This is a genomic window from Pikeienuella piscinae (assembly GCF_011044155.1).
GTDB lineage: Bacteria > Pseudomonadota > Alphaproteobacteria > Rhodobacterales > Rhodobacteraceae > Pikeienuella > Pikeienuella piscinae.
This window is the reverse complement of the sequence record NZ_CP049056.1, coordinates 1,494,269-1,517,030: the sequence shown is the minus strand read 5'-3', so window position 1 is coordinate 1,517,030 and position 22,762 is coordinate 1,494,269. Positions and strand designations below refer to the sequence as shown.

Genomic DNA, 22,762 nt, shown 5'->3' with positions numbered 1-22,762 from the left:
GCTTACTTCGGCTGCGGCGTGGTCCGCAGGTAGGGCTTCACGGTCTTGTAACCGGGGAACATCTTTTCCGCGTCGTCATTGGAGACGACCGGGGCGATGATCACATCCTCACCCTGTTTCCAGTCCGCCGGTGTCGTGACCTTGTGGCTGGCGGTGAGCTGCATGGAATCGATCACCCGCAGGATTTCCTGGAAGTTCCGCCCGGTGCCCATCGGATAGACCAGCATCAGCATGATCTTCTTGTCAGGGTTGATCACATAGACGGTGCGGACCGTGGCGTTGTCGGCCGGGGTGCGGCCCTCGGAGGTCTCGCCCGCCGAAGCCGGCAGCATGTTGTAGAGCTTCGCGACCTTCAGGTCGGTGTCGCCGATCATCGGGTAGTTGGGCGCGCGGCCGCAAACATCCGCGATATCCTCGCCCCATTTGACATGGTTCTCGACCGGATCGACCGAAAGCCCCATCAGCTTGACGTTGCGGCTGTCGAACTCGGGCTTCATGTTGGCGAGGCTGCCGAGCTCGGTGGTGCAGACCGGGGTGAAATCCTTCGGGTGCGAGAAGAGCAGCGCCCAGCTGTCGCCGATCCAGTCGTGAAAGCTGATCGGCCCTTCCGTGGTCTCTGCCTGGAAATCGGGCGCTGTGTCGCCGATGCGAAGTGTCATGCTGCGTCTCCCGGAATTGCTGTGATGTGCGATATCTAGTAACGTCGCCGCCGGCTGTCGAGTAGGGCTTTCGTCACAACGGGACGACGAAAACCCTCAGTTGGCCACGCGCCGCGCGAGGAAGCGGCCGCCGCTCAACTCCCCGGTCGCGTATTGCGCCACGAAGAAACTGTAAGCGCGGTCCCATGTCTCGAAATGCGCGGCGCCGAACCTTTCGATCGTCTGGTCCTTCAGGCTGCGATACATCGCCAGGCGGTCCACGAGAATTTTCGTCCATTCGCGGCCGAGATCGTCAACCTGGACGACGGCGCAGCCCGAGTCCTCGAGGAGCGAGCGATAGAGGGCGAACGAGCCCAGCTCATTGAACGCCATCTCACGGGTGAGCCGGACGCGCGTCGCCTCCGCCGTCGTGTCGGTCGCAAGGATGTCGGTGAAGGCGATGCGGCCGCCCGGTTTCAGGACGCGCGCGCATTCGGCGACCAGCCTTGGCTTATTCGGAATATGGCAGAACGCCTCCTGTGCGATCACCACATCGAAGCGCCGGTCTTCGAACGGCAGCGCCAGAGCGTCGCCGGAGACGAAGTTCGCCCTGTCGTCGAGACCGGTCAGCGCAGTCAGCCTTCGCGCGCCCTCGACGCGGCTTTCGGTCAGATCGACGCCGGTGACGCGGCAATCGTAGTTTTGCGCGAGATAACGCGCTGGGCCGCCGAGGCCGGAACAGACGTCGAGAACGCCGACGCCTTCGTCGATGTCGGCGCGGGCGGCCAGAATGTCATTCGCGCCGGTTCCGCCGAAATGGTCCTGATCGTGAGATTGCAGGATGTCCTCGGTCAGGCGGCTGAGGTCCACGCCTTCGGCCTTCAGCTTGTCGCGTATCTGCTTTTCACTGATCGGGTGTGTTTCATAAAAGCTCTCGACGGCGCCGATGTTCGAACTCTGGCTCAAGGGTCCTGCTCCGCTATGGATCGTCGGGGCGTCTCAATATCAGCCTATCGCGCCGCCAGGGGCGAAAAGCCGAGATGAAGGCCAGCGTCGACATGAAGAAGCTCGCCGGTGACGTGGCGGGCGGCGTCCGAGACCAGAAAAAGCGCGGAATCGGCGATATCGTCGGGGCCGGAGGCGACATTCAGCGGCGTTGTCGCCTCGACGCTTTTCACGGTCTTGGCGAACGCCTCTTCGTCCATCGCGTTCTTGAACCAGCGGGTGCCGATGAATCCGGGGCAGACCGAATTGACCCGGATCGCGGGCGCAAGTCCGCGGGCGAGGCTGAGCGTCATCGTGTTCAGCGCCCCCTTCGAGGCGGCGTAGGCGACCGAAGAGCCGATGCCGGTGGTGCCGGCGATGGAGGAGGTGTTTAGGACCGCGCTCGCCCGCCCGGAGGCCTCATGCGCCTTCTGAAGAAGCGGTTTCAGCGCCTGCATCGCCAGATAGGGGCCGACGACATTGACCGCGTAGAGGTCCATGAAGTCGTTCTTCGAGAGCGCGTCGAGATCGCCATGGTCGCGGGCGTGGCGCGTGATGCCGGCATTGTTGATCAGGATGTCGAGGCGGCCGAACGCCGTGGCGGCGTCGCGGAGCGCGGCGCACCCTTCCGGTGACGAGACGTCGGCCTTGACGACGACGGATTGCGCGCCGGCCGCGCCGATCTCGGTCGCGGTCTCCTCGGCGTCGCTCTTGCTTCGCGAATAGTTTACGATCACCGTTGCGCCGCGCTCCGCCAGTTTCACCGCCATCGAGCGGCCAAGACCGGTGGCCGAGCCGGTGACGAGCGCGATGCGCCCTTCGAAATCCCGCATCTTGCGTTCCTTTTCTCTGCACTTTAGCCGGAGTGTGGCGAACCCGCCTCAGGGTTCGGCGATTTCAATCTTCGCGCCGCGCGCTTCGATCGCCTCGCCCGCTGCGAAGAGCGCGTCCTCGCGAAAACGGTCAGCGATGAGCTGCGCGCCGAGCGGCGCCGCGCCGTGCTCGGTCTCGGCGAAACCGGTGAATACGGAGAGGCCGGGAAACCCCATCAGCGGCAGGCCGATCTGGACCAGCTGCGCCTCGTAGACGCGGGCGAAATCTTCCATGTCGAGATGATCGGGGAAGGGGGGCTCGGCGGAGACCGGGCATATCAGCACCGGATACCGGGCGAGAAAGGCGCGCCATTGTCGGATCAGACCGAGCCGAGCCTGAAGCGCGTCGAGAAACGCGTTCAGGTCGGGCGCGGGTGAGATTTTCCGCATCTCGGCGTAATAGCGCACGGCGTCGGGGTCGTTCTCCTTCGCCACCGTGTCGCCGCCGCGCCGCATCTCTGCGAGCCAGAGCAGGAACTGGAGGCGGGCGGGCTCGCGGAGCGGCGGACTCTCCACCTCCTCCACCTGCCAGCCGGCGTCTTTCAGTCGGGAAGCGGCGTCGCGGAGCGCGGCTTCGACGGATGGCGTTGTCGCCATGCCTTCTGGCGCGACGCAGAGCGCGGCGCGCTTCGGGATAGCGCCGGTCTCGACGGGCGCCGGCCGGTGCCAGGGATCGCGCGAGTCGGGCTGGATCATGGCCTCGAATGCGAGCCGGAGATCGGCCATGGAGCGGGCGAGCGGGCCGGAAACCGCCATCAGCTGCGCGCCGATATGGCGGTCGGGTGAGGACGGGTTCCAGGCGGGGACGCGCTCCATGCCGGGCCGAAGCCCCTGGAGGCCGCAGGCGTAGGCGGGATAGCGGACCGAACCCGCGATATCCGTGCCGTGGCCGATGGCGCCGATGCCGGCCGCGGTGGCGGATGCGGCGCCGCCGGAGGAGCCGCCTGGGGTCAGCGCCGCATTCCGTGGATTTCTCGTCGCGCCGTGGAGCGAGTTGCGGGTGAACCAGCGGAGCGAGAACGCGGGCGTGTTGGTGCGCCCGACGATCACGGCGCCGGCGCGGCGAAGATTGGCGACGACGGGGTTGTCCTCCTTCGCCACGAGATCCTGCTGGATGCGCACGCCATTCGTCGTCGGGTGGCCCTTCTGGTCGACGTTCACCTTCACCGTCACGGGAACCCCGGCGAGCGGGCCGAGGGGCGCGCCGGCCGCTCGCGCGGCGTCGACGGCGTCGGCCGCCGCCAGCGATTCTTCGTCCATGCGGTGAACGACGGCGTTTATCTTGGGATTGACGGCGTCGATACGGGCGAGTGCGGCCTCGGCGACTTCGCGCGCCGTCGCGTCGCCCGCCCTGACGGTCGCCGCCGTCTCACCCGCCGAAAGGCGCCAGAGATCGCTCATAGGACCGCCCCCCGGATCGCTTCCACCGCCGCCAGAACCCGCTCGGTCGTCGTCTTCTCGATCGGCTCGTGGCGGCTCGACATCCACGCGATGGAGAGGCGGCTCGCGCGGTCGAAGAACACATACTGGCCATGAATGCCGAGGCCGTGGACCAGCGGCTCCGGCCGGCGCTGAACATACCATTTGGAGCGGTAGTGCATCGCCCTGCCGGCGAAATCGTCCTTGAAGTCGCCCTCGTTCCAGGCGGCGGGGTCGCCCGCCTTCTCGATATCCTCGATCCAGGAAGCGGGGATCACCCGGCGCCCGTCGCGGCTGCCGTTATCGGCCAGCATCATGCCGACGCGCGCGAGATCGCGCGCGGTGACGCAAACACCGCCGGCGGCGCGGGCGCCGCCGATCCTGTCGAGGGTGATATAGCCCGCCCGTTCCGCGCCCAGCGGACGCCAGAGCCGCTCGGAGACCAGATCGGCGTAGCGCACGCCGCTCGCCCGCTCGAAGATCCAGGCGAGAAGGTCGGTGTTCGGCGAGACGTAGTGGAAGCGGCCGCCATGCGGGCCGTCCCGCTCGGTCAGTTTCGACATGAAGGAGCGCAGATCGCCCGCCTCGAGCCCCGCCGGAACCGGATTCCAGTTGGCGGCGAAGCGATAATCGATGATCGGCCCTTCGGTTGCGAGGTAGTCCTCGTCGAAGAGCACCCCGACGCGCATGTCGAGAAGCTGGCGGATCGTGGCGCCCTCGAAGGCCGTGCCCCCCAGTTCAGGGACATGGGTGGTGACGAGGTCATCCTCCTTCAGTTCGCCGCGATCGACAAGCGTGCCGGCGACGAGGCCGAGGAGCGATTTCGAGACCGAGAAGATGATGTGCGGGTCGGTCGGCTCCATGCCGTTGCGATAGACCTCGTGGACGAGGCGCCCTTCGTGGACGATGACGACGGCGTCGGTGGACGTCTCCGCCATCGCCGCGTCGAGATCGACGCCGGAAAGGTCGACGCGGCCCTCAGGCAACTCCCATATATCGGAGGGGTCGTTGGCAATCTCGGCGGTTGGCACGATTTCGCGCACATGATGGAACGCCCAGGAGGACCACGGCGCGCTGCGCCAGTTGGCCAGTGTGGCGCGGTCGCTCTCGGCCGGCGGAAACCCCTGCATGATCATTGTCGTCGCTCCCTTGTCGCACCCGGCAAGGAAGCCGAGACGCGGCGTGAGAGCAAGAGGCGAAAGCCGTTACTCAGGTTTTCGTCGGCTCCGCGCCGCCCGCCGCCGCCGACCAGCCCAAGGGGTCGGCCAGGAATTCGCCGACGGCGTCGAGCGTCGCCTTGTCGAAATGGCCGCCGGCGCGCGCCGCGCTCAGAACGTCGCGCCAGGTCGCGAGATGGTGGAGGGTGAGGCCGGCGTCCGCCAGTCGCGCGGTCGAGCCTTCGAAGATATCGTAGTAGAAAAGGACGAGCGTGTGGTCGCAGCGCGCGCCGGTCTCGCGGATCGCCTCGGCGAAGCTCAGCTTCGAGCCGCCATCGGTGGTCAGGTCCTCCACAAGCAGCACGCGCTGACCTTCTTCGATCACGCCCTCGATCCGCGCGTCCCGGCCGAACCCCTTGGGCTTCTTTCGGACATACTGCATCGGCAGCGCCATCCGCTCGGCGATCCAGGCGGCGAAGGGGATGCCCGCGGTCTCGCCCCCGGCGACGGCGTCGAACGCTTCGAAGCCGGCGTTGCGCATCAGTTTCGAAACCGCGAAATCCATCAGCGCGCTGCGGATGCGCGGATAGGAGATGAGCTTGCGGCAGTCGATATAGACCGGACTGAGAAGGCCGGACGTGAACTTGAACGGGTCCCGGCTGCGAAAATGCACCGCTTCGACCTCAAGCAGCATTCGCGCGGTCTGCTCCGCCATTAGCGCATCGTCCGGAAAGCTGTTCTGGAACATGGCTTTATCTCCTAACGCGCCAATGTAGCGGGAACCCGGGATCGAAGACCGTGACCGGTCCGTCGTCGGTTTCGATCTTCGTCGGGTAGTCGATCGGCTCGGCGGTCTTTTCAAGTTCGATCCGGTCCTCGTTCGGCGCCAGGCCATAAAAGGCCGGGCCGTTGATGGCGGCGAAGGTCTCCAGCCGGTCCAGCGCGTTCTCCTCCTCGAACACATGGGCGAGACACGAGAGCGTGTTGGTGGCGGAGAAGACACCGGCGCAGCCGCAAGCGGCCTCCTTCAGCGGATCGACATGCGGCGCGCTGTCGGTGCCGAGGAAAAAGGCCCGATGGCCGCTGGTCGCGGCGGCGCGGAGCGCAAGGCGGTGACGTTCGCGCTTGGCGACCGGCAGGCAATAGTAATGCGGCCTAATCCCGCCCGCGAGGATATGATTGCGGTTGATGATCAGGTGATGGGTGGTGATCGTCGCGCCGAGATCCGCGCCGCCCTCGCGCGCGTAGGCGACGCCTTCCTCCGTGGTCAGATGCTCCATCACGACGCGCAGTCCGGGCGTCGCGCGCCGCAAGGGGTCGAGCACGCGGTCGATGAACACCGCCTCACGGTCGAAGATATCGACCTCCGCGTCGGTCACCTCGCCGTGGACGCAGAGCGGCAGGCCGATATCCGCCATGCGCTCGAGGACGCCGCGCACCTTGTCGAGATCGCGCACTCCGGAGGCGGAGTTGGTGGTGGCGCCGGCGGGGTAGAGCTTGACCGCGGCGATCAGTCCGGCCTCATGCGCGGCCGCGATGGCGGCGGGGTCGGTCGTCTCGGTTAGGTAGAGCGTCATCAGCGGAGTGAAGTCCGCGCCTTCGGCCGCGGCGACGATTCGCGCGCGATAGGCTTCGGCGTCGGCGGCGGTGACGATAGGTGGGACGAGATTGGGCATGATAATCGCGCGGGCGAAATCGCGCGCGCTCTCCGGCGTCACGGCAGTCAGCACCGCGCCGTCGCGCAGATGCAGATGCCAGTCGTCGGGGCGGCGAAGGACGATGCGGGTCATGTCTGCTCCCGGTTGGACGCGCCGATATAGGCCGGACGCGGTCCACTCCGCAATCCGCGGGCGGTTCGCATCATCCTGGAATCGAACGGGAGCGGAGTGGGCGCGCCAGCGACGCGCCCGAGTTGATCAGGCCGACCAGCCCTGTCGTGCGGCGTTCGCCTCGGCGTCGGCGCGTTTGTCGTAGCCTTCGGATGACGCGCCGACGACCTGGCCGTTCGAAGCTTTCCGCCGCCAGCGCCATTCGCTGCGCTTGTCCTGGTAGAATTCCCACTTGTCCGAGGGGACCGCGCCCCGGTTCATGTTCGCCTCGCAATCCGATCTCCGATTGTAACCCTCGGAAGCAGCGCCGACGATCCGGCCGTTCGAAGCTTTCCGCCGCCAGCGCCATTCACCGCGCTTGTCCTGATAGACCTCGAACTTGTCATTCTCGCCAGCCATCGTTTTCTCCCTGTTGCTTTGCATCGGTCGCCGCACCGCGCTTCCCGAGTTTTCCCCTCGTCAGGGAGCGGCGTCAAAATCATGCGCGAGGCCTCGCCCCCGCGCAACCATTCGATACGAAACGCCTATGGCCGCGATTGGGCGAGAATCGGGCGAAGACAGTCGCGATTGGCGCCCGGCGCGTCGCGGCATATGCTGCCGGTATGAAAGCACGATCATTCACCGGTTCCTGCATGGCGCTCGGGCTTCTTCTCTCGGCGCCGGACGCGGCTGTCGCGCGCGACGGTTCGTTGGAGCAGTGTGGCTCGCTCTCCGCGCCGGTGCGCGATGTCATCCACCATTGCCGGCGGGCGTTGTCGCGGGGCGGTCTGACGAAGAAACAGGAATTCGTCGCCAATCTCAATCTCGGCGATGCGCTGCTGAGCACGGGCACGCCGGGGGCGGCGCGCGACGCCTTCGCCGCGGCGGCGGCGACGGGACTTGAACGGGTCGAGTTATATGTCGGCCGCGCCAGGGCGGAGGAGGCGCTTGGCGACCGGATGGCGGCGGCGCGCCAGCTGGACCGGGCGCTCGAACTTGCGCCACAGAGCCTCGACGTGCGCTTGGCGCGGGGCGCTTTCTATTTGCGGATCAGCCAGCCGGAAGCAGCGCTGGAGGAGTTCAACGCCGCTGTGCGCATCGATGGCGACGACGCTGATGCGCGTTTCAACCGCGGCTTGACGCTGATCGCGCTCAACCGGGGAGGCGAGGCGGCGTCCGATTTCTCCGCGGTGATCAGCAGCTATCCGAACGATGCCGGCGCCTATTTTCAGCGCGGCCGGGCGCGCGAAGGGCGCGATGATTCCGGCGCGCTTCAGGACTTCGACCAAGCGACCGAGCTCAGCCCCGAATGGGCGTTGCCCTATTTCGTTTCCGGCCAGCTCCTCGACCGGCTGGGGAGAGAGGCGGAGGCGAATCGCCGGTTTCGCCGCGCGTTTGAACTGGGCCACAAGGATCCCTGGCTCCTGAATCGCATCCGCTCGCTCGGCGGCTGAAGGCTCAAGCCGATTCGGCGAGGGAGGTGTCGAAAGCGTCGAGTTCACACTTCCGGACGAAGATTTCGCGCGGTCTAGAGACTCCCGGCAACTCCCTCATCCCGAGACTGACCCAATTCTGCGGTTCGACCGAAGCGATGTCGCGGGTCGCCAGCACCGCCCGGCCGAGCGATTTCGAAGCGTCGTCCATCCGCGCAACCTCGTTCACCACGGCGCCGATGACGGAGAAAGAGAGCCGGGTCGGCACGCCGATATTGCCGAACATCACCTCGCCCGCGGCGAGCGAGATTGAAAAGCGCATTTCCGGGTCGGGCGCCGCGACCGTGGTTTCGGCTCGCAGCACCAATGCCCGCTCCATCGCCCGGGTCGCGGCGCGCACCGCTTCCGGCCCGCCTGTCTCTCCCTGGATCGGAAAGATCGCCAGAACCGCGTCTCCGACATAGTCGAGGATCTCGCCGCCCTCGTCGATCACCGGTTGCGCGGCGCAATCGAAATAGCGTCGGAGCAACGCGAGATACTCGTCCGGCTCCATCGCGTCCGAAAGCGTGGTCGAACCGCGAAGATCCGCGTAGTAGACGACCGCACGTATCGTTTCGCCGTCGCCGCGTCTGATTTCGCCGGATAGCGCCTTCCAGCCGGCGGTCGGGCCGAGATAGGCGTTCACCAGATTCGCCGTGACCCGCCGCTGGATCGCGACCCGGCATGCGACGGCGAAAATCCGCTGAATCCGGCTCAGCGCCTCGAGGTCGGCGCGGGTGAAGCCGGACTCCCGCTTCGTCGCCCAAGAGGCGATGATTCCCGTGCCGCGTTTCGCGAATTCTTCGACCTCGCCGATCCGGAACTCCGCGGCGGTCATCAGGTAATCGGTGAAGCCCTGATCGCGCAGTTCCTTGAGCACGTCGAAATCGAGCAGCGACTCGGGGCCGGTCAGGCGCCGGCGCAAACGGTCCAGACCGTTGGTGAGGACATGGAAGAACGGGCTTTTCAGCCAGCCTTCCGTCGCCTGGTTGGCGTGTGAATATTGTAGAAGCTTGGCGCCGTCGGTCGGGTTCCAGAAGATCTGTTCGGCCTGAAACAGTGGGTGCAGCGTCGGCCAGGTCAGCGCCGCCCGGTCGAGCGGCAGGCCGACGCCGGCCAGTCGCACGCAGAGGGTCTGAAAAAGCTGCTCGATATCCGGGTCGCCAAGCGACCTGTCGATCAGCCAGCTCTCAATTTCCTCTATGAGCCCATCATGCGCCATGGCCCGCAGAGTAATAGTCCGAGGCGCCCGGCGCCAGAGCGCGTTGATTGGCCGCGTAGACGAAAGCAGTAATGATCGGGGAGTGGAGCGACACATGGCGCAGAACTGTGTAGACGTCGTGACCGCTGGACTTGACGATCCTGGCGCGGCGGGTAGCTTGCTACAGGCTACGAACATCGGAGCATCGGGGGCGTCTCGATCACAATGGCATGGAGGCAGCCATGTCGCTTGACGCCAGCCATGCGCTTTATATTGAGCCCATCAACGCCATTTATTCCTATATCCCAAAGAACGCTTTCACGACCCTTCGCTATGCGATCGTATTGAGTAATACTCATGAATCTCCGCCTGTGTTTTTTGACCAGATGGCGAATATGGTTCCGAAATATGTAGCGACTGAGGGGTATATACAGGAGGCAAATCATCGCTTTGTTATTATTATTTGCCTGTGGTCTCATCTTTATATTCTTTTCTTAGAAAAGTTTGTTGGAGGAAAGCGGTCGGGCCGGGCGATAAGGATAAACGACAACAAATATCGTTATCGTCTTCCGGTGGCCGCAAACTTGCACGCGTTTACCGGTCGCGGCTTTTAAAGTATATGGACCCTGAACGATTTACCTTTCGGGCTTTTTTTTTACTCCTTTCTGCGCCGAGCGCACTGGATATTGATCATCATTGGACTCCGCAAGTAAGAATGCGCCTGGAAGCGCGAGGCTACCGATATTCTGATATTTTTGGTATGCATACGTTGGGCGCGGCTTTCGCGCGGATCACCGAAGTCACCGGAATGCCGATTCACGATACGCGAAATCTATCGGGTCATGGCGCCGATAGCCTCAAGATGCTGATTGACTCATGCTATGCTGATACGCCTCTTGCCGAATTGGCTAGAATGAGGGGCAGAGGTTACGCGCCCGCTAACGCAGCGAGGTACGATTCGGCGCTGATGCAAGAGGTGGCGCATCTGTATGAAGAGGATCTCGGGCTTTACCAGATCTCATCTGGGCGCGGAGGGATTAACGTTTTAGGTGGGATGCAATAGTAAATGCATATAGTGTGGATTTCGGTGGCATAGTAATGTTATGTAACGATAATTATATTATGAATGATATTGGAGTTTTTTGAAAATTGGGTGCGAATTTGATTTGATCGTTTCTTGGAGGGGGCGGAATATGAGGTCGGGGATGAAGCGTTTTGTTAACTCAGGATCGCCGGCCCCTCTTTGGCGCTATGCCGATACAGGAAAAGCAGAGCCGAAACATTGAGATTGAGAGAGCTTCCCCACACTCTCACGGAGAAACATTTATCTGACTGCAAGGCTTATCCTGACCGCTTGGAGCTTATTTCAAGCTTCGGGCGCGGCGGCGTTGTCGCGGAAGTTGGGGTCGCTCGTGGAAGCTTTTCTCAGAGCATATTCAATGCCACAGGGCCCGAGCGTCTGATCCTGATTGACTACTGGAGGGAGGGAAAATACGCGCACGGAAAGGCTCCTAATGCTGAGAAAGGTAAGGGTATTGTTGGAAGCGATTATGAACACGTCAAGTCGAGATTCAGTAAACATATTGAAAGTGGCCGAGTAAGGCTGATCCGAGATTGGTCGTGGGGTGGTTTGAAGCAGATTGAAGATGCTCAACTGGATTGGGTCTATATAGATGCGGGGCATGATTTCGACAGTGTAACGAAGGACCTCATGGCGGTGTTGCCCAAAATGAAGCCCGGTGGAATCATTGCAGGACACGACTATGTGCGATGGGGGCGTTTTGGATATCGTTGCGGCGTAATTGAAGCCGTAACAAAATTTTGTGTCGAACAGGAATTCAAGATTATTGGCTTAACTTTTGAACGGCAATACCCACCAAGTTATGCGCTTCAGAAAATTTAGTAGATGATATCGAGAGTATGATTGATATTATAGTTGAGCACTGCTGTCTTCATGTCGAATGCTAGAATGCCGTCTGTCTGATCAGTGTTGATCGCGGATATCGTACCCAAACGGTTGAGTAGCGGGCCCATCGTTGAAGGCCAGCCCAACCCGCGCGGACGCAGTATCGCAACAAGATTTATGATTCAGCCTTTCGCCCCTACAGAAATCTCAGGCGACACAGATCAGAGCCTGGCTCGAAACTCGGTCAAACATAACAATACCTTGCGAGGCGTCTGGTGAGCAGTCGGATATGCGCGACGTTCGCCCACGCCTCGGACGAGGCGATGGATCGCTCCCAGTCCTTGGCGAGACGGCGGCATCTTCCAAGCCATGCGAAGGTGCGCTCGACAACCCATCGCCTTGGAATGATCTCGAACCCTTCGGCGCGATCAGATCGCTTGATGATCTCGATGCGCCAGTCGCCGAACCCGGTCAGGGCGCGGCGCAGTTTCTTCCCGGCATAGCCGCCGTCTGCGAAGACGTGGCGCAGCCACGGTCAGCGTCTGCGGATGGACGCCAGCACGAGCGGGGCGCCGTCGCGGTCCTGCACGCCGGCGCCGTGAACGACCAGGCCAACCATCAGCCCAATCGTATCGACCACCATGTGGCGCTTGCGGCCCCTGATCTTTTTCCCAGCGTCGTAGCCGCAAACCCCTCCCGCCTCTGTGGTTTTCACGCTCTGACTGTCGATCACGCCTGCGGTCGGAGACGCCTCGCGCCCCTCCAGCTCCCGTGACACCATCACCAGCGCATTGTTGAGTGCGGGCCAGAAGCCTTCGTCCCGCCAGCGGTAGAAGTAACGCTGCACGGTCGAAACAGGCGGAAACTCCGTCGGTAGATAGCGCCAAGGGCAGCCGGTCGAGGCGATGTAAAGGATCGCGTTCATCACCTCCCGCAGATCGGTCGTGCGCGGGCGGCCCAGACCGCGTCGATCAGGCATGTAGGCGGCGATCACCTCCCATTCCCGATCCGTCAGGTCGCTTGCATAGCGCGCTGACCGTCGCGCATATTCCGCGCGGGCGATATCATCCCAGGGCATCGGGCCTCCGTCAGTCGTTGCAAACCGACGTGAATCACAACCCTCTGATATCGCTCAACTCATTTCGGGGCAGGCTCTAAGTCTGAAACCGCCAGAGGGCACGACGGAAGGCGCCGCCATTGAGCAGTGGTCTCCGTAAGAGACGCCCCTCGAGAAAGCGAAGCCGGAGCGATCGGATCGCGCTGCAGCACGGCGGCAAGCGACGAACGGTCGTCTATACCGGGTCTATTCATCGCCGGCGAAACGTGCTTCGAGTCCGGCGCGGCTCTCGTCGTCGATCTTGGCGAAGAGCACTTCGGGGGTCTCGAAACCGTGACCCGGGGCGAGGGCGTCAAGCGCGGAGGCGGCGTCTTCCGGCCAGGGCTGGTCGGCCTCCAACCCGAGCGCGGCGAGCATCGCCTCCGCCGCGTCGGGGATGAACGGGCGCGAGAGGACGCCGTAGAGCCGGACGAGGTTGAGCGCAGTCCTGATCACCATCGCCGCCGCTTCCGGTTCGGTCTTGAATTTCGCCCAGGGCTCCGCCCGCTGAAGATACTCGTTGCCGGCGACCCAAATCGCGCGGAGCGCTTGCGCGGCGCGGCGAATCTCGATCGCCTCCATCGCGCGCTCGTAGTCTTTCAGCTTCGCGTCGAGTTCGGCGGCAAGCGCGGCTTCCTCCGGCCCTGGCGCGCCGCCCTCGGGAACCGTTTCGCCGAACCGGGCGCGGCAGAACTTGGTGACGCGGGAAACGAAATTGCCCAGGACGTCGGCGAGATCCTTGTTCACGCCATTCTGGAAATTCTCCCAGGTGAAATCGGCGTCGCCGCCCTCCGGCGCGTTGGAGAGGAGCCACCAGCGCCAGTAATCCGCGGGCAGGATCTCCAGCGCCTGATCCATGAATACCCCGCGCCCCTGCGAGGTGGAGAACTTTCCGCCCTCGTAGAGCAGCCAGTTGAACCCCTTGACGTAGTCGACCAGCTTCCATGGCTCTGCGGAGCCCATCAGCGTCGCCGGGAAGCTCAGCGTGTGGAAGGGGATGTTATCCTTCGCCATGAACTGGACATAACGGACGTCATCCGCGCCCTCGTCGGTGCGCCACCAGCGCCGCCAAGCGGCCTCGCCCAGCCCGTGCGCGTCGGCCCATTCCGCCGTCGCGGCGATGTATTCGATCGGGGCGTCGAACCAGACGTAGAAGACCTTGCCTTCCATCCCCGGCCAAGGCTTCTCGCCCTTGCGGACGGGGATGCCCCAGTCGAGATCGCGGGTGATCGAGCGGTCCTGCAACCCTTCACCGTCATCCAGCCATTTCTTCGCGATCGAGGTGGTGAGGATCGGCCAGCCGCTCTGGCTGTCGATCCATTCCCTGAGATGTTCGCGCATCGCCGACTGGCGAAGGTGGAGATGCTTGGTCGTCCTGACTTCAAGATCGGTCGAGCCGGAGATCGCAGAGCGAGGGTTGATCAGGTCGGTCGGGTCGAGTTGCTTGGTGCAGTTCTCGCACTGATCGCCGCGGGCGCGCTCATAACCGCAATTCGGGCAGGTTCCCTCGATATAGCGGTCGGGAAGGAAGCGGTGGTCGGCGTTGGAGTAAACCTGCTTCTCTTCGACTTCGTCGATAAGGCCGGCGCCGGAGAGCCGCTCGGCGAAATGCTGCGTCAGCCGGTGATTGCGAGCCGAAGACGAGCGACCGAAATGATCGAAGGACAGCCGGAAGCCGTCGGCTATCCGTTTCTGCATGCCCCACATCTCGGCGCAGAAATCCGCGACGGGCTGGTTGGCCGCCGCGGCGGCGAGCTCCGCCGGGGTGCCGTGCTCGTCAGTGGCGCAGATGAAGAGGACTTCATGACCGCGCTGGCGCATGTAGCGCGCGTGGACATCCGCCGGCAGCTGAGAGCCGACGAGATTCCCGAGATGCTTGATGCCGTTGATGTAGGGCAGGGCGGAGGTGATGAGAATGCGCGCCATGCTGACCTTCCTTGATGACTCGCGCGGGTATAGCGGATCGGCCGGGGGAGGGCGAGGGAGGCGAGCGCGGGTCTCGTCTCCCCTTCTCGCGGCGGGTGGCGCCGGCGCGTTCACGCCGATGCGGCGCCAGTTGCGCCCTTGCGCGATAGAGACGTTGAAGGCGGAGCGCGCCGCATCCTGACGCCCGCTTCGCGCTGCGCCGGGCGGCGCACCGCGTTGGCCGTGGCGCACCGCCGCCTTGCGGCCGGCGTCCGGCGCCGGTTAGATCGCCCGGCCCAAAGGGAGGACGCATGGCCGAGGTGAGAGAAAAATCGAGGACGGTGAAGCCGCTGAAGGCGCTGGCGCCCTTTCTCGCCCCCTACCGCGTCTGGATCGTCGGCGCGCTGGGCGCGCTCGTTTCGACCGCGACGCTGAGTCTGATCCTGCCGCTCGCGGTGCGCCGGGTGATCGACGGGTTCTCCGAGGAGAGCACGGCGCTTATGGACGAGTATTTCGCCGCGGCGATCGCGATCGCCGCGCTCCTCGCGGTCGCGACCGCGCTCCGCTACTGGCTGGTGACGCGGCTGGGCGAACGCGTGATCGCGGATATCCGCCGCGCGGTCTATGACCACGTGATCGGCTTGAGCCCGGGTTTCTACGAGCGGGTGATGACGGGCGAGGTGATCTCGCGCCTCACAACGGATACGACCCTTCTGCTCTCGGTGATTTCTTCTTCGGTCTCCATCGCGCTTCGCAACGTTTTGATGTTCGTCGGCGGGATGGGGTTGATGGTCTGGACCTCGCCGAAGCTCGCCGGGTTTTCGCTGCTGATCGTGCCGTTGGTGGTGGCGCCGATCCTAATCCTCGGGCGACGGGTGCGGAAGCTGAGCCGCGAGAGCCAGGATCGGGTCGCCGATAGCTCCGCTCAGGCCTCCGAGACGCTGCTCGCGGCGCAGACGGTGCAGGCGTTCACCGCCGAGGACGCGAGCCGGTCGCGGTTCGGCGCGCTGACGGAGGCGGCGTTCGACGCTGCGCGAAAGCGGGTCGCAGTGCGGGCTTGGATGACAGCGATCGTCATTTTTCTCGTATTCACCGGTGTCGTAGGGGTGCTCTGGATCGGGGCGAGGGATGTGCGCGCCGGGGCGATGAGCCCGGGCGAACTGGCGCAATTCCTGATCTACGCGGTTCTCGTCTCGGGCGCCGTTGGAGCGCTGGCCGAGATATGGGGCGAATTGCAGCGCGCAGCCGGCGCGACCGACCGGCTGGTCGAGATGCTCGCGACGCCGGATCCGGTCGCCGCCGCATCACCCCCTGCGCCGCTGCCGGAGCGGCCGGCCGGCGCGATCGTTTTCAAAGATGTCTCCTTTTGTTATCCGCAACGCCCGGCGACCGCCGCGCTATCACATTTCGATCTTACAATCCGCCCGGGAGAGACGGTTGCGCTGGTCGGTCCGTCGGGGGCCGGCAAGACGACGGTGTTTCAGCTCCTTCAACGCTTCTATGACGCCGATCAGGGCGAGGTCCTGATCGACGGTGTGGACGTTGCTAAAGCCGATCCGGCGGCGCTTCGCGCGCGCATCGCGCTGGTGCCGCAGGAGCCGGTGATCTTCGCCACTTCGGCGCGCGAGAATATTCGCTTCGGCCGGCCCGGCGCCTCAGATGAAGATGTGGAGGCGGCGGCGCGCGCCGCCGCCGCGCATGAGTTCATCGCCGCGCTGCCGGAGGGCTACGACAGTTTCGTCGGCGAGCGCGGCGTGATGCTCTCCGGTGGCCAAAAGCAGCGCATCGCCATCGCGCGCGCGATTCTGCGTGATGCGCCGGTGCTTCTGCTCGACGAGGCGACTTCGGCGCTGGACGCGGAATCCGAACGCCTTGTACAGTACGCGGTCGCGGCGCTGGCGGAAGGGCGGACGACGATCGTCATCGCGCACCGACTGGCGACGGTGAAGCAGGCGGACAGGATCGTTGTGATGGAGGGCGGACGGATCGTTGCGACCGGTGGTCACGACGCATTGGTCGCGGAGGGAGGGCTTTACGCGCGGCTCGCGCGCCTACAATTCACGGAAGGCGCTGCGGCGTAGCGTGAAAGAGGCGCGGCGTCGGCCGTTTCTTCCCCGCATCGCTCCGCTCGCGGTGCGCTGCCGATGCCGGATATGCGGCGGCGGCGGCCGCGGGTTCATTCCGACATGCGCCAGGTTCTCGGCGCGCCGCGGGCGTGGCTCCGCCGGTTGGACAACAGTTCGCGCGGCGCATCCCGGGGGCGTTTCTGAGCGGCGACTTACTGATTGGCGGCGCTGAAATCAGGGAGCTTGGTGCGCCCCGGCGTGCGGAGCCGGACAGCTGAACTGCGTGCGATCGCTTCGAATTCAGCGCGAAGCCGCGAGGTCAAATCCTCCGCCTGTTCTGGCGAGGCGAGGATGTGCGGGCGCAGCAGCGCGAGCAGTTCGGTCCGGCCTGCGGACTGGTTCCGCCTCCCGAATGCGGCGCCGAGCACCGGAATTTCGCCGAGCACTGGAATGCCGTTCCGCCCCGCCGAGGAACTGTCCTGGATCAGTCCGCCGAGCACCACCGTCTGACCCGAGCGAATGGTGACGTCGGTCGTGACGGAGCGGCGGCTGATCGTGGGGCTGTCGATGCCGGAAGTGGTCGTCGCTGTGACCGAGGAGACTTCCTGATCCACCTCGAGACTGACGAATCCGCCGGAGTTCACGCGCGGCGTCACCCGGAGCGTGACGCCGGTGTCGCGGTATTCGACGGCGTTGACGATGCGCGCGTTGTCGTCGAAACCCTCGGCCGTCTGGGTCACGATGGGCACCTGGTCGCCGATCTGCAGCGTCGCCGTCTGCCCGTCGCGCACCAGGAGTTTGGGCGAGGAGACGACGGTGAGATCGGTGACGCTGTCCAGCGCCTCGATGATCGCCTCTGCGCCGAGACTCGTGCCGATGGTGAAGGCGAAACCGGGGAACTGGGGCGTGATTTGGGCGCCGGTGTTGGTCAGCGTCACCACGCCGTCGCGATCGTTGAAGAGCTCGCCGACCGAGAAGGCGTATTGCACGCCGTAGCGCAGGCTGTCGCCGAGCGTCACCTCAAGGATCGTCGTCTCGACCAGCACCTGGAGCGGGGCGCTGTCGAGTTGGCGGATCAGATCGACCAGAGTGTCGAACTGGCGCGAGGCGGCGGAGATGACGAGCGCGTTCTTCTCCGCGTCGACGACGATTCGCGGCGCCGGCTCGCCGCGAAAATCGACCGGCGCGGCGGTCTCGCCCTCCACCGCCTGACCGGCGAAGAGCGCGTTCAACGCCTCAGCGAGCGAGGCGGCTGGTCGGTTCTGCACGCGATAGACGAAGAGCCGCTGCGCCTCGGCCTTGCGCGGCTGGTCGAGCCGGCGAACCCAGGCGAAGGCGCGGTCGAGCGTCGCGCCGTCGCGCGCCAGCAGCATGACGGCGCTGAGCCGGACCAGCGGCACGATGCGGAGCCCGCCCGCCTTGATCGGTCCTTCGTCGTTGCGGACGCCGGGCGAGGCGTCGCCGCCGAAGATCGCGGAAAGTTCCGCCGCGAGCGCGTCGGCGGGCGCGTGCGTCAGGCCGACGAGCATCACCGAATTTCCCGCCAGAGCGTCGATGTCGAGCGCTGCGACGGTGGCGCGGGCGAGGTCGCGCTCCTCCGCCGAGCCGGTGACGACGACGGCGTTTCCGCTCGGCCCGGTCACGACGCGGATGCGGTCCGCCGGCAGGGCGAGCTCCAGCGCCTTGGCGATCTCCTCCGGCGCGATGTAGCGGAGCGGGATCAGTTCGGTGTCGCCGGTCGCGCCGGCGCCCGCGCCGGCGGGCGCGATACGCCAGACGCTGTTGACGCGGACCAGCGAGAATCCGCGCGCTTCCAGCGCGCCGCGAAAGGCGGAGAGCAGATCGTTCGGCGCCAATGGCGCCGCTGTTCGAAAACTGATCGTTCCCCTTGCTTCGGGTGCGACGACATAGGGCAGGTTGAGCGCGTCGCCGAGGACGATGGCGGCGGCCTCGGAAATCTGCGCCTCCTCGATGGCGAGGCTGATCGGCTCTCCGGCGAGCGGCGGATCGCCGGCGAGCAGCGTCGCGCCCGACGCGCCGCCGCGCGACTGGCCGAGCAGCGTCGCGCCGCCGCCGGCGCGTCCGGCGCCGGCTTCGGCGATGATCGAGGCGTTTGGTCCGCCGGCGGCGGCGCCCGCTGCGTCCGGCTCGCCAAGATGCCCCGCGTCGGAGAAGGGCGGCGCGAGCCCCTGTCCCTCCACGCAGGCCATCAGCGCGAATGTCAGCAGCGGCGCCGCGAGGCGGCGCGTGGAGAGAATTCCCACCGAAACAAAGATCATTCCGTCTTCGACCCCTCGCGTCTGACCGGCGCGGCGACCGTCGCCCCGTCATGGCGGAAGGTCAAGGAATCTAGTGTGATTTTGACGATATCCGCTTCGCCTGTTTCATGCCCGGCCGGGCCCGTCGCGATGCTGTCGCCAGCGCGCAGGCGGATAAGTCCGCCATCGGCGTCGCGCAAGAGCGCGAGGGCGGAGTCGCCCAGCATGACCACGCCGGCGATTTCGTATCGCCCGAAGAGAAGATCTGGCCGTGGCGCCTCGATCGCGACTCCGGGAGCTTCCGGCGGCGGCGGAGGACGACGCGCAGCGGAAAAGAGCGGGCGCGCGACAAAGGGCGCGAGATTGGTCGGTTTCGCGTCGGCTTCCGGCGTTGGGGCGGGGGCGGGCGTCTCAAGCGCCGCAGACGGCGCGGCGGGCGCCGCCGGCGGCGTCCGTTGCAGCCAAGGGAATGCGCCGATCCAGCCGAAGCCGGCTGTGAGGGCGAAGAGCGTGAGGATGGCGACCATGCGCATGGTTTCAGCCGTCCTCCGGGCGTGAAAGCGCGCCGATCACGACGCTGGCGGTGAGGCGGTTCTTTTCATCGAGCACCGCGTCGCTTCGCGCCGTGATTTCGATGGCGGCAGCGCGCATCGCAGGTTCGGCGGCTTCGACGGCGGCCAGAAACCGCGCAAGTCCCGCATGGTCGGCGGTGACCCGCGCCTCCACCGCGGTGACGCGCAATCCGGCTAGGTCGGCCGCGGTGAAAAGCGCGGCGTCGGCGCGGTCTGCGTCGAGCGGCGCGGCGGAGCCGAGTTCGACGCCCGTCGCTTCCGCGAGCAGGCGGACGCCGGAGAGAAGCTCGAGCATGGCGGTCCCATCACTGAGGCGGGGGGCGTTGGTGTCGAGCCAAGTTGAGGCGGCGTCGATTCGCGCGGCGTCGCTCCTCTCGAAACCCGCTTCCGCGCTCCGCTCGGCGGCCATGGTCAAAAGGGCGGCGGCTCTGAGGTCGAGCCGCGCCGCGCGCTCCTGCGCCGCCTCGATCCGCTCGATCAGCGGCAGCGCGACAAAAAGCGCCAGAAGCGCCGCCCCGACTAGCGCCGCGCCGGCGGCGGCGAGCCGCGCATTGAAACCGTTTGGCGCGAGCCGTCGCCACGGGGGCGCGCCGCTCATTCTGAACCCCGCGCTGGCGTCAGTTCGATCGCGGCGCGCTGCAACCCGCCAGGCGCGGCGCGCGCGGCGCCGCGCAACCGGGCCGCCGCGAAACCGGGCGTCGCGGCGAGGGTTGCGGCGAGTTTCGCGGCGTCGGGCGCGCTGAACTCTCCCTCTACCCGGTTGGGGCGGATCGTGAGACGCGTCGCGTAAGCGTCGTCCGGCGTCGCCGCGGCGAGACGTGCAAGCGCGGCTGCGGCGGGTGGGTTCGAGGCGAGAAGCGCGCGTCCGGCGCGCGCCGCCCGGATCGGGGCGGTGGCGGCGTCCCGGCGTCCGGTCGCCTCCGCCGCCTCCGATTCTGCGGCGTCGAGCGCGGCGCGCGCGTCCGCGAGCCGCGCCTCGGCCGCCGCTTCTATGCGCGCCGCGCCAAGCGGAGCGGACAACGCCGCGCCGAGAATTGCGAAGACCGCCAGCGCGGCGGCGGCGAGCACCAGGCGCGGCGCGCGCGGTCCATTCGCCGTGAGGTGGAGCGGCGCGCCTTCGACCATCGTAAAGGCTGGGCCGGGGCGCGCGCCGGCGGCGCGCAGCGTCTCGCGCAGCGCCGCCACCCGGCGGCGGGGCGAAGCTGCGAAGCGCCAGGGCGCGCCGTTGTCCCAGGCGTCCGGCGCGCGGGTGAGCGCCCATTCGGCCTCTTCTAGCGGCACAGGCGAGCGCCGCGCCGCCTCCAGTCGGGCCGGGCCGGAGCCGTGCGGCGCGGCTTCCGGCGCAACGGTGATACGCGCCGTGAACGCCTGTTCGCTGGAAAGCAGAAGCGGCGCGGAATCGCCGGATTGCGCGGGCCGCTCGACGACATAACCGCTGGCGGCGTGGCGATACAGCGCCGCGCCGCCAGCCTCGACGCCAAGCGCGCGCGCGGGCGGGCGCGTTGGGAAGAGCGCCGCAGCTGTTTCGCCCAGCCAGATGAAAAAATCGCCGATGCGTTCGAGCCCGCTCATGCCTCACCCTTTCGCCGCCGCCCGCGTCGCGGCGGACGGACATGATAAGGGGAGGGCCGGCGCTGTCCATGACCCATTCCCGCGTTTGTCCTATCGCCAGGCGAGGATCGCGACCGGCGCGCGAAGCGAATCCGAGACGCGAATCGTCGCGCTGAGCGCGGCGCGCCCGCCGCCCTCGGTTTCCGCCCTGACGGTTAGCCGCGCGACGCGCCCATCTGAGACCGCAAGCCCGTCGATATCGGCGTCCGGCGGCGGTTCCGCGCCGCGCCCTTCGAGCGCGCGGCGAGCGACGAAACCCTGCGCCGTCGCAAGCGGCAGATCGGCGGCGGCGGCGAGCGCGGGCGCGGTGGCGAGCCAGGGGTCGACCGCTGCGCGGCCGGACCAGACCGTCGCATGGGCGAGCGCGGGATGCGCGATCGGTTGCAGCCGTTCAGGTAGGACGGTGAGCACGGATTCCGGTGTCAGAAAGCCGGCGCGACCCTCCAGATCGGCGCGGGCGCGGGTCCAGATTTCGGCGATCTCCGTCGCGTCGCCTCCGCTTGCGCCAGTGAGAACAAGCAGGCGGGCGAGGACGGCGCCCGAAGCCGCGTTCATGTCAATCAGGCCGCCGACGTCCTGAACAGCGAAGTCGATCTTCGCGCCGAAAAACTCGGTCGAGATCACCGTGCCGTCGAGTGGCGCCGCGCTGCGGAGGGCGTCGGTCGCCATCGCAGCGGCGAGCCGGTGGATCGCCGCCTCCGCCGCGCGCGCGGCTTTCGCCTGCTCGACCGCCGCCGCCGCGCGCGTCGCCGGGCCGGTGGAGAGCGAGAGCGCGGCGGCGGCGAGGGCGGCGACGAGCGCCAGGGCGCCGAGCGCGATCAGGAAGGCCGCGCCGCGCTCGGCGTTCCGCATACCCGTCCTCATCGGAACGCGCTATTGACGCGGGGGGCGATGATGATCTCCCCTAGCGGTGCGGTGGAGCCGGCGCTGTCGGACAGCATCAAACGGATGAGCATGGGCGGCGCGCCTGGCGGCCATTCCTCCCGCCACTCGCCGTCCGCGCCCGCATATGCGAAACGGACATCGGTGCTGGCGGCGCGCAGGTCCGCCTCCGCCGGGCACGGGCCGTCGAAGCTCCGGCAGCGCGAAAGCGCGAGCCCGGAGCCGGAGAGCCGCCAGATTCCGCTTCGCCATTCGCCTGAGGCGTCTATGACGACGCCGCGCCATCTCACCCCGTGAGCCGCGCCTTCGAACGCTGGCGCACCCGGCGCGGCGCGATCGATCCGAGTGAGCATATCGGCGATCGCTCGCCGTCGCGACAGCGCCGCCGAGCCGCGATCCGACGCGGCGCCGGCGCGTTCGATCGCGGTGAGTCCGAACCTGACGACGCCACCCGCCGCCCCGGCCAGCATCGCCGCAAGGGCGACGGCGATCAGCACCTCGAGAAGCGCCGCCCCGCTTTCTTTCATGTTCATCGTGGCAGGCTTCGCAGCGTTTCGAGGCGAACGAGCGGCGCGCCATCAGCGTCCGCCCCCGCTTCGGCGACCAGATGGATGAGAGCCAGACGAGAGCCCCAGGCTTCTCCATCCTCGGTCGCCGCATCAACGTAAGGTGCGCCGCTGACACGCCAGCCCGGCCCTTCGAGCGAGGCGCTCCCTTCGTTCAGGGCGCGGTCGAGGAAATCCGGCGCGGAGGCGCGCTCCAACGCGTTTTCTGCGAGGGTGAGCGCCTCCAGCCTCGCCTCTGCTTTTGCGCCGGTCGTCGATGCGCGACTGAAGGCGGATAGCCCGGTCGCGGCGATCAGCGCGACGAGGCCGAGCGCGAGCGCGGCCTCGATCAACGCTGCGCCGCGTTCCG

Annotated in this window: 22 protein-coding genes and 1 pseudogene; 5 read left to right on the top strand and 18 right to left on the bottom strand. The window is 66.3% G+C overall.

The window, feature by feature from the left end; all coding sequences use genetic code 11:
- Nucleotides 1-2: 2 nt before the first annotated feature.
- From G5B40_RS07355 to G5B40_RS07320, 8 genes are all read right to left on the bottom strand, one after another.
- Nucleotides 3-659, bottom strand: coding sequence for a peroxiredoxin (locus tag G5B40_RS07355; protein WP_165096963.1), 657 nt, complete (start codon nucleotides 657-659; stop codon nucleotides 3-5).
- 96 nt (nucleotides 660-755) lie between these two features.
- On the bottom strand, nucleotides 756-1,604 hold the full coding sequence (locus tag G5B40_RS07350; RefSeq protein WP_165096960.1) for a class I SAM-dependent methyltransferase: 849 nt from the start codon (nucleotides 1,602-1,604) through the stop codon (nucleotides 756-758).
- Nucleotides 1,605-1,648: 44 nt separating this feature from the next.
- Nucleotides 1,649-2,455, bottom strand: a complete 807-nt coding sequence (locus G5B40_RS07345; protein ID WP_165096958.1) for an SDR family NAD(P)-dependent oxidoreductase — start codon at nucleotides 2,453-2,455, stop codon at nucleotides 1,649-1,651.
- 48 nt (nucleotides 2,456-2,503) lie between these two features.
- The gene (locus G5B40_RS07340; RefSeq protein WP_165096955.1) at nucleotides 2,504-3,895 is read right to left on the bottom strand and encodes an amidase family protein; all 1,392 of its coding nucleotides are present in this window, start codon (nucleotides 3,893-3,895) and stop codon (nucleotides 2,504-2,506) included.
- Entirely contained in the window at nucleotides 3,892-5,049 is a 1,158-nt protein-coding gene (locus G5B40_RS07335) for a serine hydrolase domain-containing protein (RefSeq protein WP_165096952.1), read from the bottom strand. The genes G5B40_RS07340 and G5B40_RS07335 overlap by 4 nt, the downstream gene beginning before the upstream one ends.
- A gap of 73 nt (nucleotides 5,050-5,122) precedes the next feature.
- On the bottom strand, nucleotides 5,123-5,818 hold the full coding sequence (locus tag G5B40_RS07330) for an orotate phosphoribosyltransferase (RefSeq protein ID WP_165096949.1): 696 nt from the start codon (nucleotides 5,816-5,818) through the stop codon (nucleotides 5,123-5,125).
- Between the two features lie 4 nt (nucleotides 5,819-5,822).
- The gene (gene pyrC, locus G5B40_RS07325; protein WP_165096946.1) at nucleotides 5,823-6,860 is read right to left on the bottom strand and encodes a dihydroorotase; all 1,038 of its coding nucleotides are present in this window, start codon (nucleotides 6,858-6,860) and stop codon (nucleotides 5,823-5,825) included.
- Between the two features lie 126 nt (nucleotides 6,861-6,986).
- Nucleotides 6,987-7,298 (bottom strand): YegP family protein, encoded by a 312-nt coding sequence (locus G5B40_RS07320; RefSeq protein ID WP_165096944.1) that lies wholly within the window; start codon nucleotides 7,296-7,298, stop codon nucleotides 6,987-6,989.
- 203 nt (nucleotides 7,299-7,501) lie between these two features.
- Between G5B40_RS07320 and G5B40_RS07315 the strand changes: the two genes are divergently transcribed.
- A complete protein-coding gene (locus G5B40_RS07315) occupies nucleotides 7,502-8,332 on the top strand; it encodes a tetratricopeptide repeat protein (RefSeq protein WP_165096941.1) in 831 nt (276 codons plus the stop codon).
- A 4-nt stretch (nucleotides 8,333-8,336) separates the two neighbouring features.
- On the opposite strand, the gene G5B40_RS07310 is transcribed toward G5B40_RS07315, so the two are convergent.
- On the bottom strand, nucleotides 8,337-9,572 hold the full coding sequence (locus G5B40_RS07310; RefSeq protein ID WP_165096938.1) for an adenylate/guanylate cyclase domain-containing protein: 1,236 nt from the start codon (nucleotides 9,570-9,572) through the stop codon (nucleotides 8,337-8,339).
- Between the two features lie 221 nt (nucleotides 9,573-9,793).
- On the opposite strand from G5B40_RS07310, the gene G5B40_RS07305 reads away from it, so the two are divergent.
- The 3 genes from G5B40_RS07305 to G5B40_RS07295 all read left to right on the top strand — a co-directional run bounded on the left by G5B40_RS07305 (nucleotide 9,794) and on the right by G5B40_RS07295 (nucleotide 11,454).
- The gene (locus G5B40_RS07305) at nucleotides 9,794-10,165 is read left to right on the top strand and encodes a hypothetical protein (RefSeq protein ID WP_165096936.1); all 372 of its coding nucleotides are present in this window, start codon (nucleotides 9,794-9,796) and stop codon (nucleotides 10,163-10,165) included.
- Nucleotides 10,166-10,170: 5 nt separating this feature from the next.
- The gene (locus G5B40_RS07300; protein ID WP_165096933.1) at nucleotides 10,171-10,614 is read left to right on the top strand and encodes a hypothetical protein; all 444 of its coding nucleotides are present in this window, start codon (nucleotides 10,171-10,173) and stop codon (nucleotides 10,612-10,614) included.
- Between the two features lie 225 nt (nucleotides 10,615-10,839).
- Nucleotides 10,840-11,454 (top strand): class I SAM-dependent methyltransferase, encoded by a 615-nt coding sequence (locus G5B40_RS07295; RefSeq protein WP_165096930.1) that lies wholly within the window; start codon nucleotides 10,840-10,842, stop codon nucleotides 11,452-11,454.
- Nucleotides 11,455-11,701: 247 nt separating this feature from the next.
- On the opposite strand, the pseudogene G5B40_RS07290 reads toward G5B40_RS07295, so the two are convergent.
- Nucleotides 11,702-12,535, bottom strand: a pseudogene (locus tag G5B40_RS07290) (IS5 family transposase).
- Nucleotides 12,536-12,760: 225 nt separating this feature from the next.
- Nucleotides 12,761-14,479 carry a methionine--tRNA ligase gene (gene metG, locus G5B40_RS07285; RefSeq protein ID WP_165096927.1) on the bottom strand — a complete coding sequence of 573 codons (1,719 nt, stop codon included), beginning with the start codon at nucleotides 14,477-14,479 and terminating at the stop codon, nucleotides 12,761-12,763.
- Between the two features lie 290 nt (nucleotides 14,480-14,769).
- On the opposite strand from metG, the gene G5B40_RS07280 reads away from it, so the two are divergent.
- Entirely contained in the window at nucleotides 14,770-16,539 is a 1,770-nt protein-coding gene (locus G5B40_RS07280) for an ABC transporter transmembrane domain-containing protein (protein ID WP_165096924.1), read from the top strand.
- Nucleotides 16,540-16,736: 197 nt separating this feature from the next.
- On the opposite strand, the gene gspD is transcribed toward G5B40_RS07280, so the two are convergent.
- The 7 genes from gspD to G5B40_RS07245 form a co-directional block, all read right to left on the bottom strand.
- Nucleotides 16,737-18,803 carry a type II secretion system secretin GspD gene (gene gspD, locus G5B40_RS07275; RefSeq protein ID WP_165096920.1) on the bottom strand — a complete coding sequence of 689 codons (2,067 nt, stop codon included), beginning with the start codon at nucleotides 18,801-18,803 and terminating at the stop codon, nucleotides 16,737-16,739.
- Entirely contained in the window at nucleotides 18,800-19,315 is a 516-nt protein-coding gene (locus G5B40_RS07270) for a hypothetical protein (RefSeq protein WP_165096918.1), read from the bottom strand. The genes gspD and G5B40_RS07270 overlap by 4 nt, the downstream gene beginning before the upstream one ends.
- Nucleotides 19,316-19,319: 4 nt before the next feature.
- The gene (locus G5B40_RS07265) at nucleotides 19,320-19,952 is read right to left on the bottom strand and encodes a hypothetical protein (protein ID WP_165096916.1); all 633 of its coding nucleotides are present in this window, start codon (nucleotides 19,950-19,952) and stop codon (nucleotides 19,320-19,322) included.
- On the bottom strand, nucleotides 19,949-20,926 hold the full coding sequence (locus G5B40_RS07260) for a hypothetical protein (protein ID WP_165096914.1): 978 nt from the start codon (nucleotides 20,924-20,926) through the stop codon (nucleotides 19,949-19,951). The genes G5B40_RS07265 and G5B40_RS07260 overlap by 4 nt, the downstream gene beginning before the upstream one ends.
- A gap of 90 nt (nucleotides 20,927-21,016) precedes the next feature.
- Nucleotides 21,017-21,817, bottom strand: coding sequence for a hypothetical protein (locus tag G5B40_RS07255; RefSeq protein WP_165096912.1), 801 nt, complete (start codon nucleotides 21,815-21,817; stop codon nucleotides 21,017-21,019).
- An 8-nt stretch (nucleotides 21,818-21,825) separates the two neighbouring features.
- Nucleotides 21,826-22,380 (bottom strand): hypothetical protein, encoded by a 555-nt coding sequence (locus G5B40_RS07250; protein WP_165096909.1) that lies wholly within the window; start codon nucleotides 22,378-22,380, stop codon nucleotides 21,826-21,828.
- On the bottom strand, nucleotides 22,377-22,745 hold the full coding sequence (locus tag G5B40_RS07245; RefSeq protein WP_165096906.1) for a hypothetical protein: 369 nt from the start codon (nucleotides 22,743-22,745) through the stop codon (nucleotides 22,377-22,379). Before G5B40_RS07245 ends, G5B40_RS07250 begins: the two co-directional genes overlap by 4 nt.
- Nucleotides 22,746-22,762: the final 17 nt, after the last annotated feature.

What these genes read in the sequence shown, in the direction of transcription:
- G5B40_RS07355 (WP_165096963.1), bottom strand. Translation starts at nt 659, where the DNA reads ATGACACTTCGCATCGGCGACACAGCGCCCGATTTCCAGGCAGAGACC.
- G5B40_RS07345 (WP_165096958.1), bottom strand. Translation starts at nt 2,455, where the DNA reads ATGCGGGATTTCGAAGGGCGCATCGCGCTCGTCACCGGCTCGGCCACC.
- G5B40_RS07340 (WP_165096955.1), bottom strand. Translation starts at nt 3,895, where the DNA reads ATGAGCGATCTCTGGCGCCTTTCGGCGGGTGAGACGGCGGCGACCGTC.
- G5B40_RS07335 (WP_165096952.1), bottom strand. Translation starts at nt 5,049, where the DNA reads ATGATCATGCAGGGGTTTCCGCCGGCCGAGAGCGACCGCGCCACACTG.
- G5B40_RS07330 (WP_165096949.1), bottom strand. Translation starts at nt 5,818, where the DNA reads ATGTTCCAGAACAGCTTTCCGGACGATGCGCTAATGGCGGAGCAGACC.
- pyrC (WP_165096946.1), bottom strand. Translation starts at nt 6,860, where the DNA reads ATGACCCGCATCGTCCTTCGCCGCCCCGACGACTGGCATCTGCATCTG.
- G5B40_RS07320 (WP_165096944.1), bottom strand. Translation starts at nt 7,298, where the DNA reads ATGGCTGGCGAGAATGACAAGTTCGAGGTCTATCAGGACAAGCGCGGT.
- G5B40_RS07315 (WP_165096941.1), top strand. Translation starts at nt 7,502, where the DNA reads ATGAAAGCACGATCATTCACCGGTTCCTGCATGGCGCTCGGGCTTCTT.
- G5B40_RS07310 (WP_165096938.1), bottom strand. Translation starts at nt 9,572, where the DNA reads ATGGCGCATGATGGGCTCATAGAGGAAATTGAGAGCTGGCTGATCGAC.
- G5B40_RS07305 (WP_165096936.1), top strand. Translation starts at nt 9,794, where the DNA reads ATGTCGCTTGACGCCAGCCATGCGCTTTATATTGAGCCCATCAACGCC.
- G5B40_RS07300 (WP_165096933.1), top strand. Translation starts at nt 10,171, where the DNA reads ATGGACCCTGAACGATTTACCTTTCGGGCTTTTTTTTTACTCCTTTCT.
- metG (WP_165096927.1), bottom strand. Translation starts at nt 14,479, where the DNA reads ATGGCGCGCATTCTCATCACCTCCGCCCTGCCCTACATCAACGGCATC.
- G5B40_RS07280 (WP_165096924.1), top strand. Translation starts at nt 14,770, where the DNA reads ATGGCCGAGGTGAGAGAAAAATCGAGGACGGTGAAGCCGCTGAAGGCG.
- gspD (WP_165096920.1), bottom strand. Translation starts at nt 18,803, where the DNA reads ATGATCTTTGTTTCGGTGGGAATTCTCTCCACGCGCCGCCTCGCGGCG.
- G5B40_RS07270 (WP_165096918.1), bottom strand. Translation starts at nt 19,315, where the DNA reads ATGCGCATGGTCGCCATCCTCACGCTCTTCGCCCTCACAGCCGGCTTC.
- G5B40_RS07265 (WP_165096916.1), bottom strand. Translation starts at nt 19,952, where the DNA reads ATGAGCGGCGCGCCCCCGTGGCGACGGCTCGCGCCAAACGGTTTCAAT.
- G5B40_RS07260 (WP_165096914.1), bottom strand. Translation starts at nt 20,926, where the DNA reads ATGAGCGGGCTCGAACGCATCGGCGATTTTTTCATCTGGCTGGGCGAA.
- G5B40_RS07255 (WP_165096912.1), bottom strand. Translation starts at nt 21,817, where the DNA reads ATGCGGAACGCCGAGCGCGGCGCGGCCTTCCTGATCGCGCTCGGCGCC.
- G5B40_RS07250 (WP_165096909.1), bottom strand. Translation starts at nt 22,380, where the DNA reads ATGAACATGAAAGAAAGCGGGGCGGCGCTTCTCGAGGTGCTGATCGCC.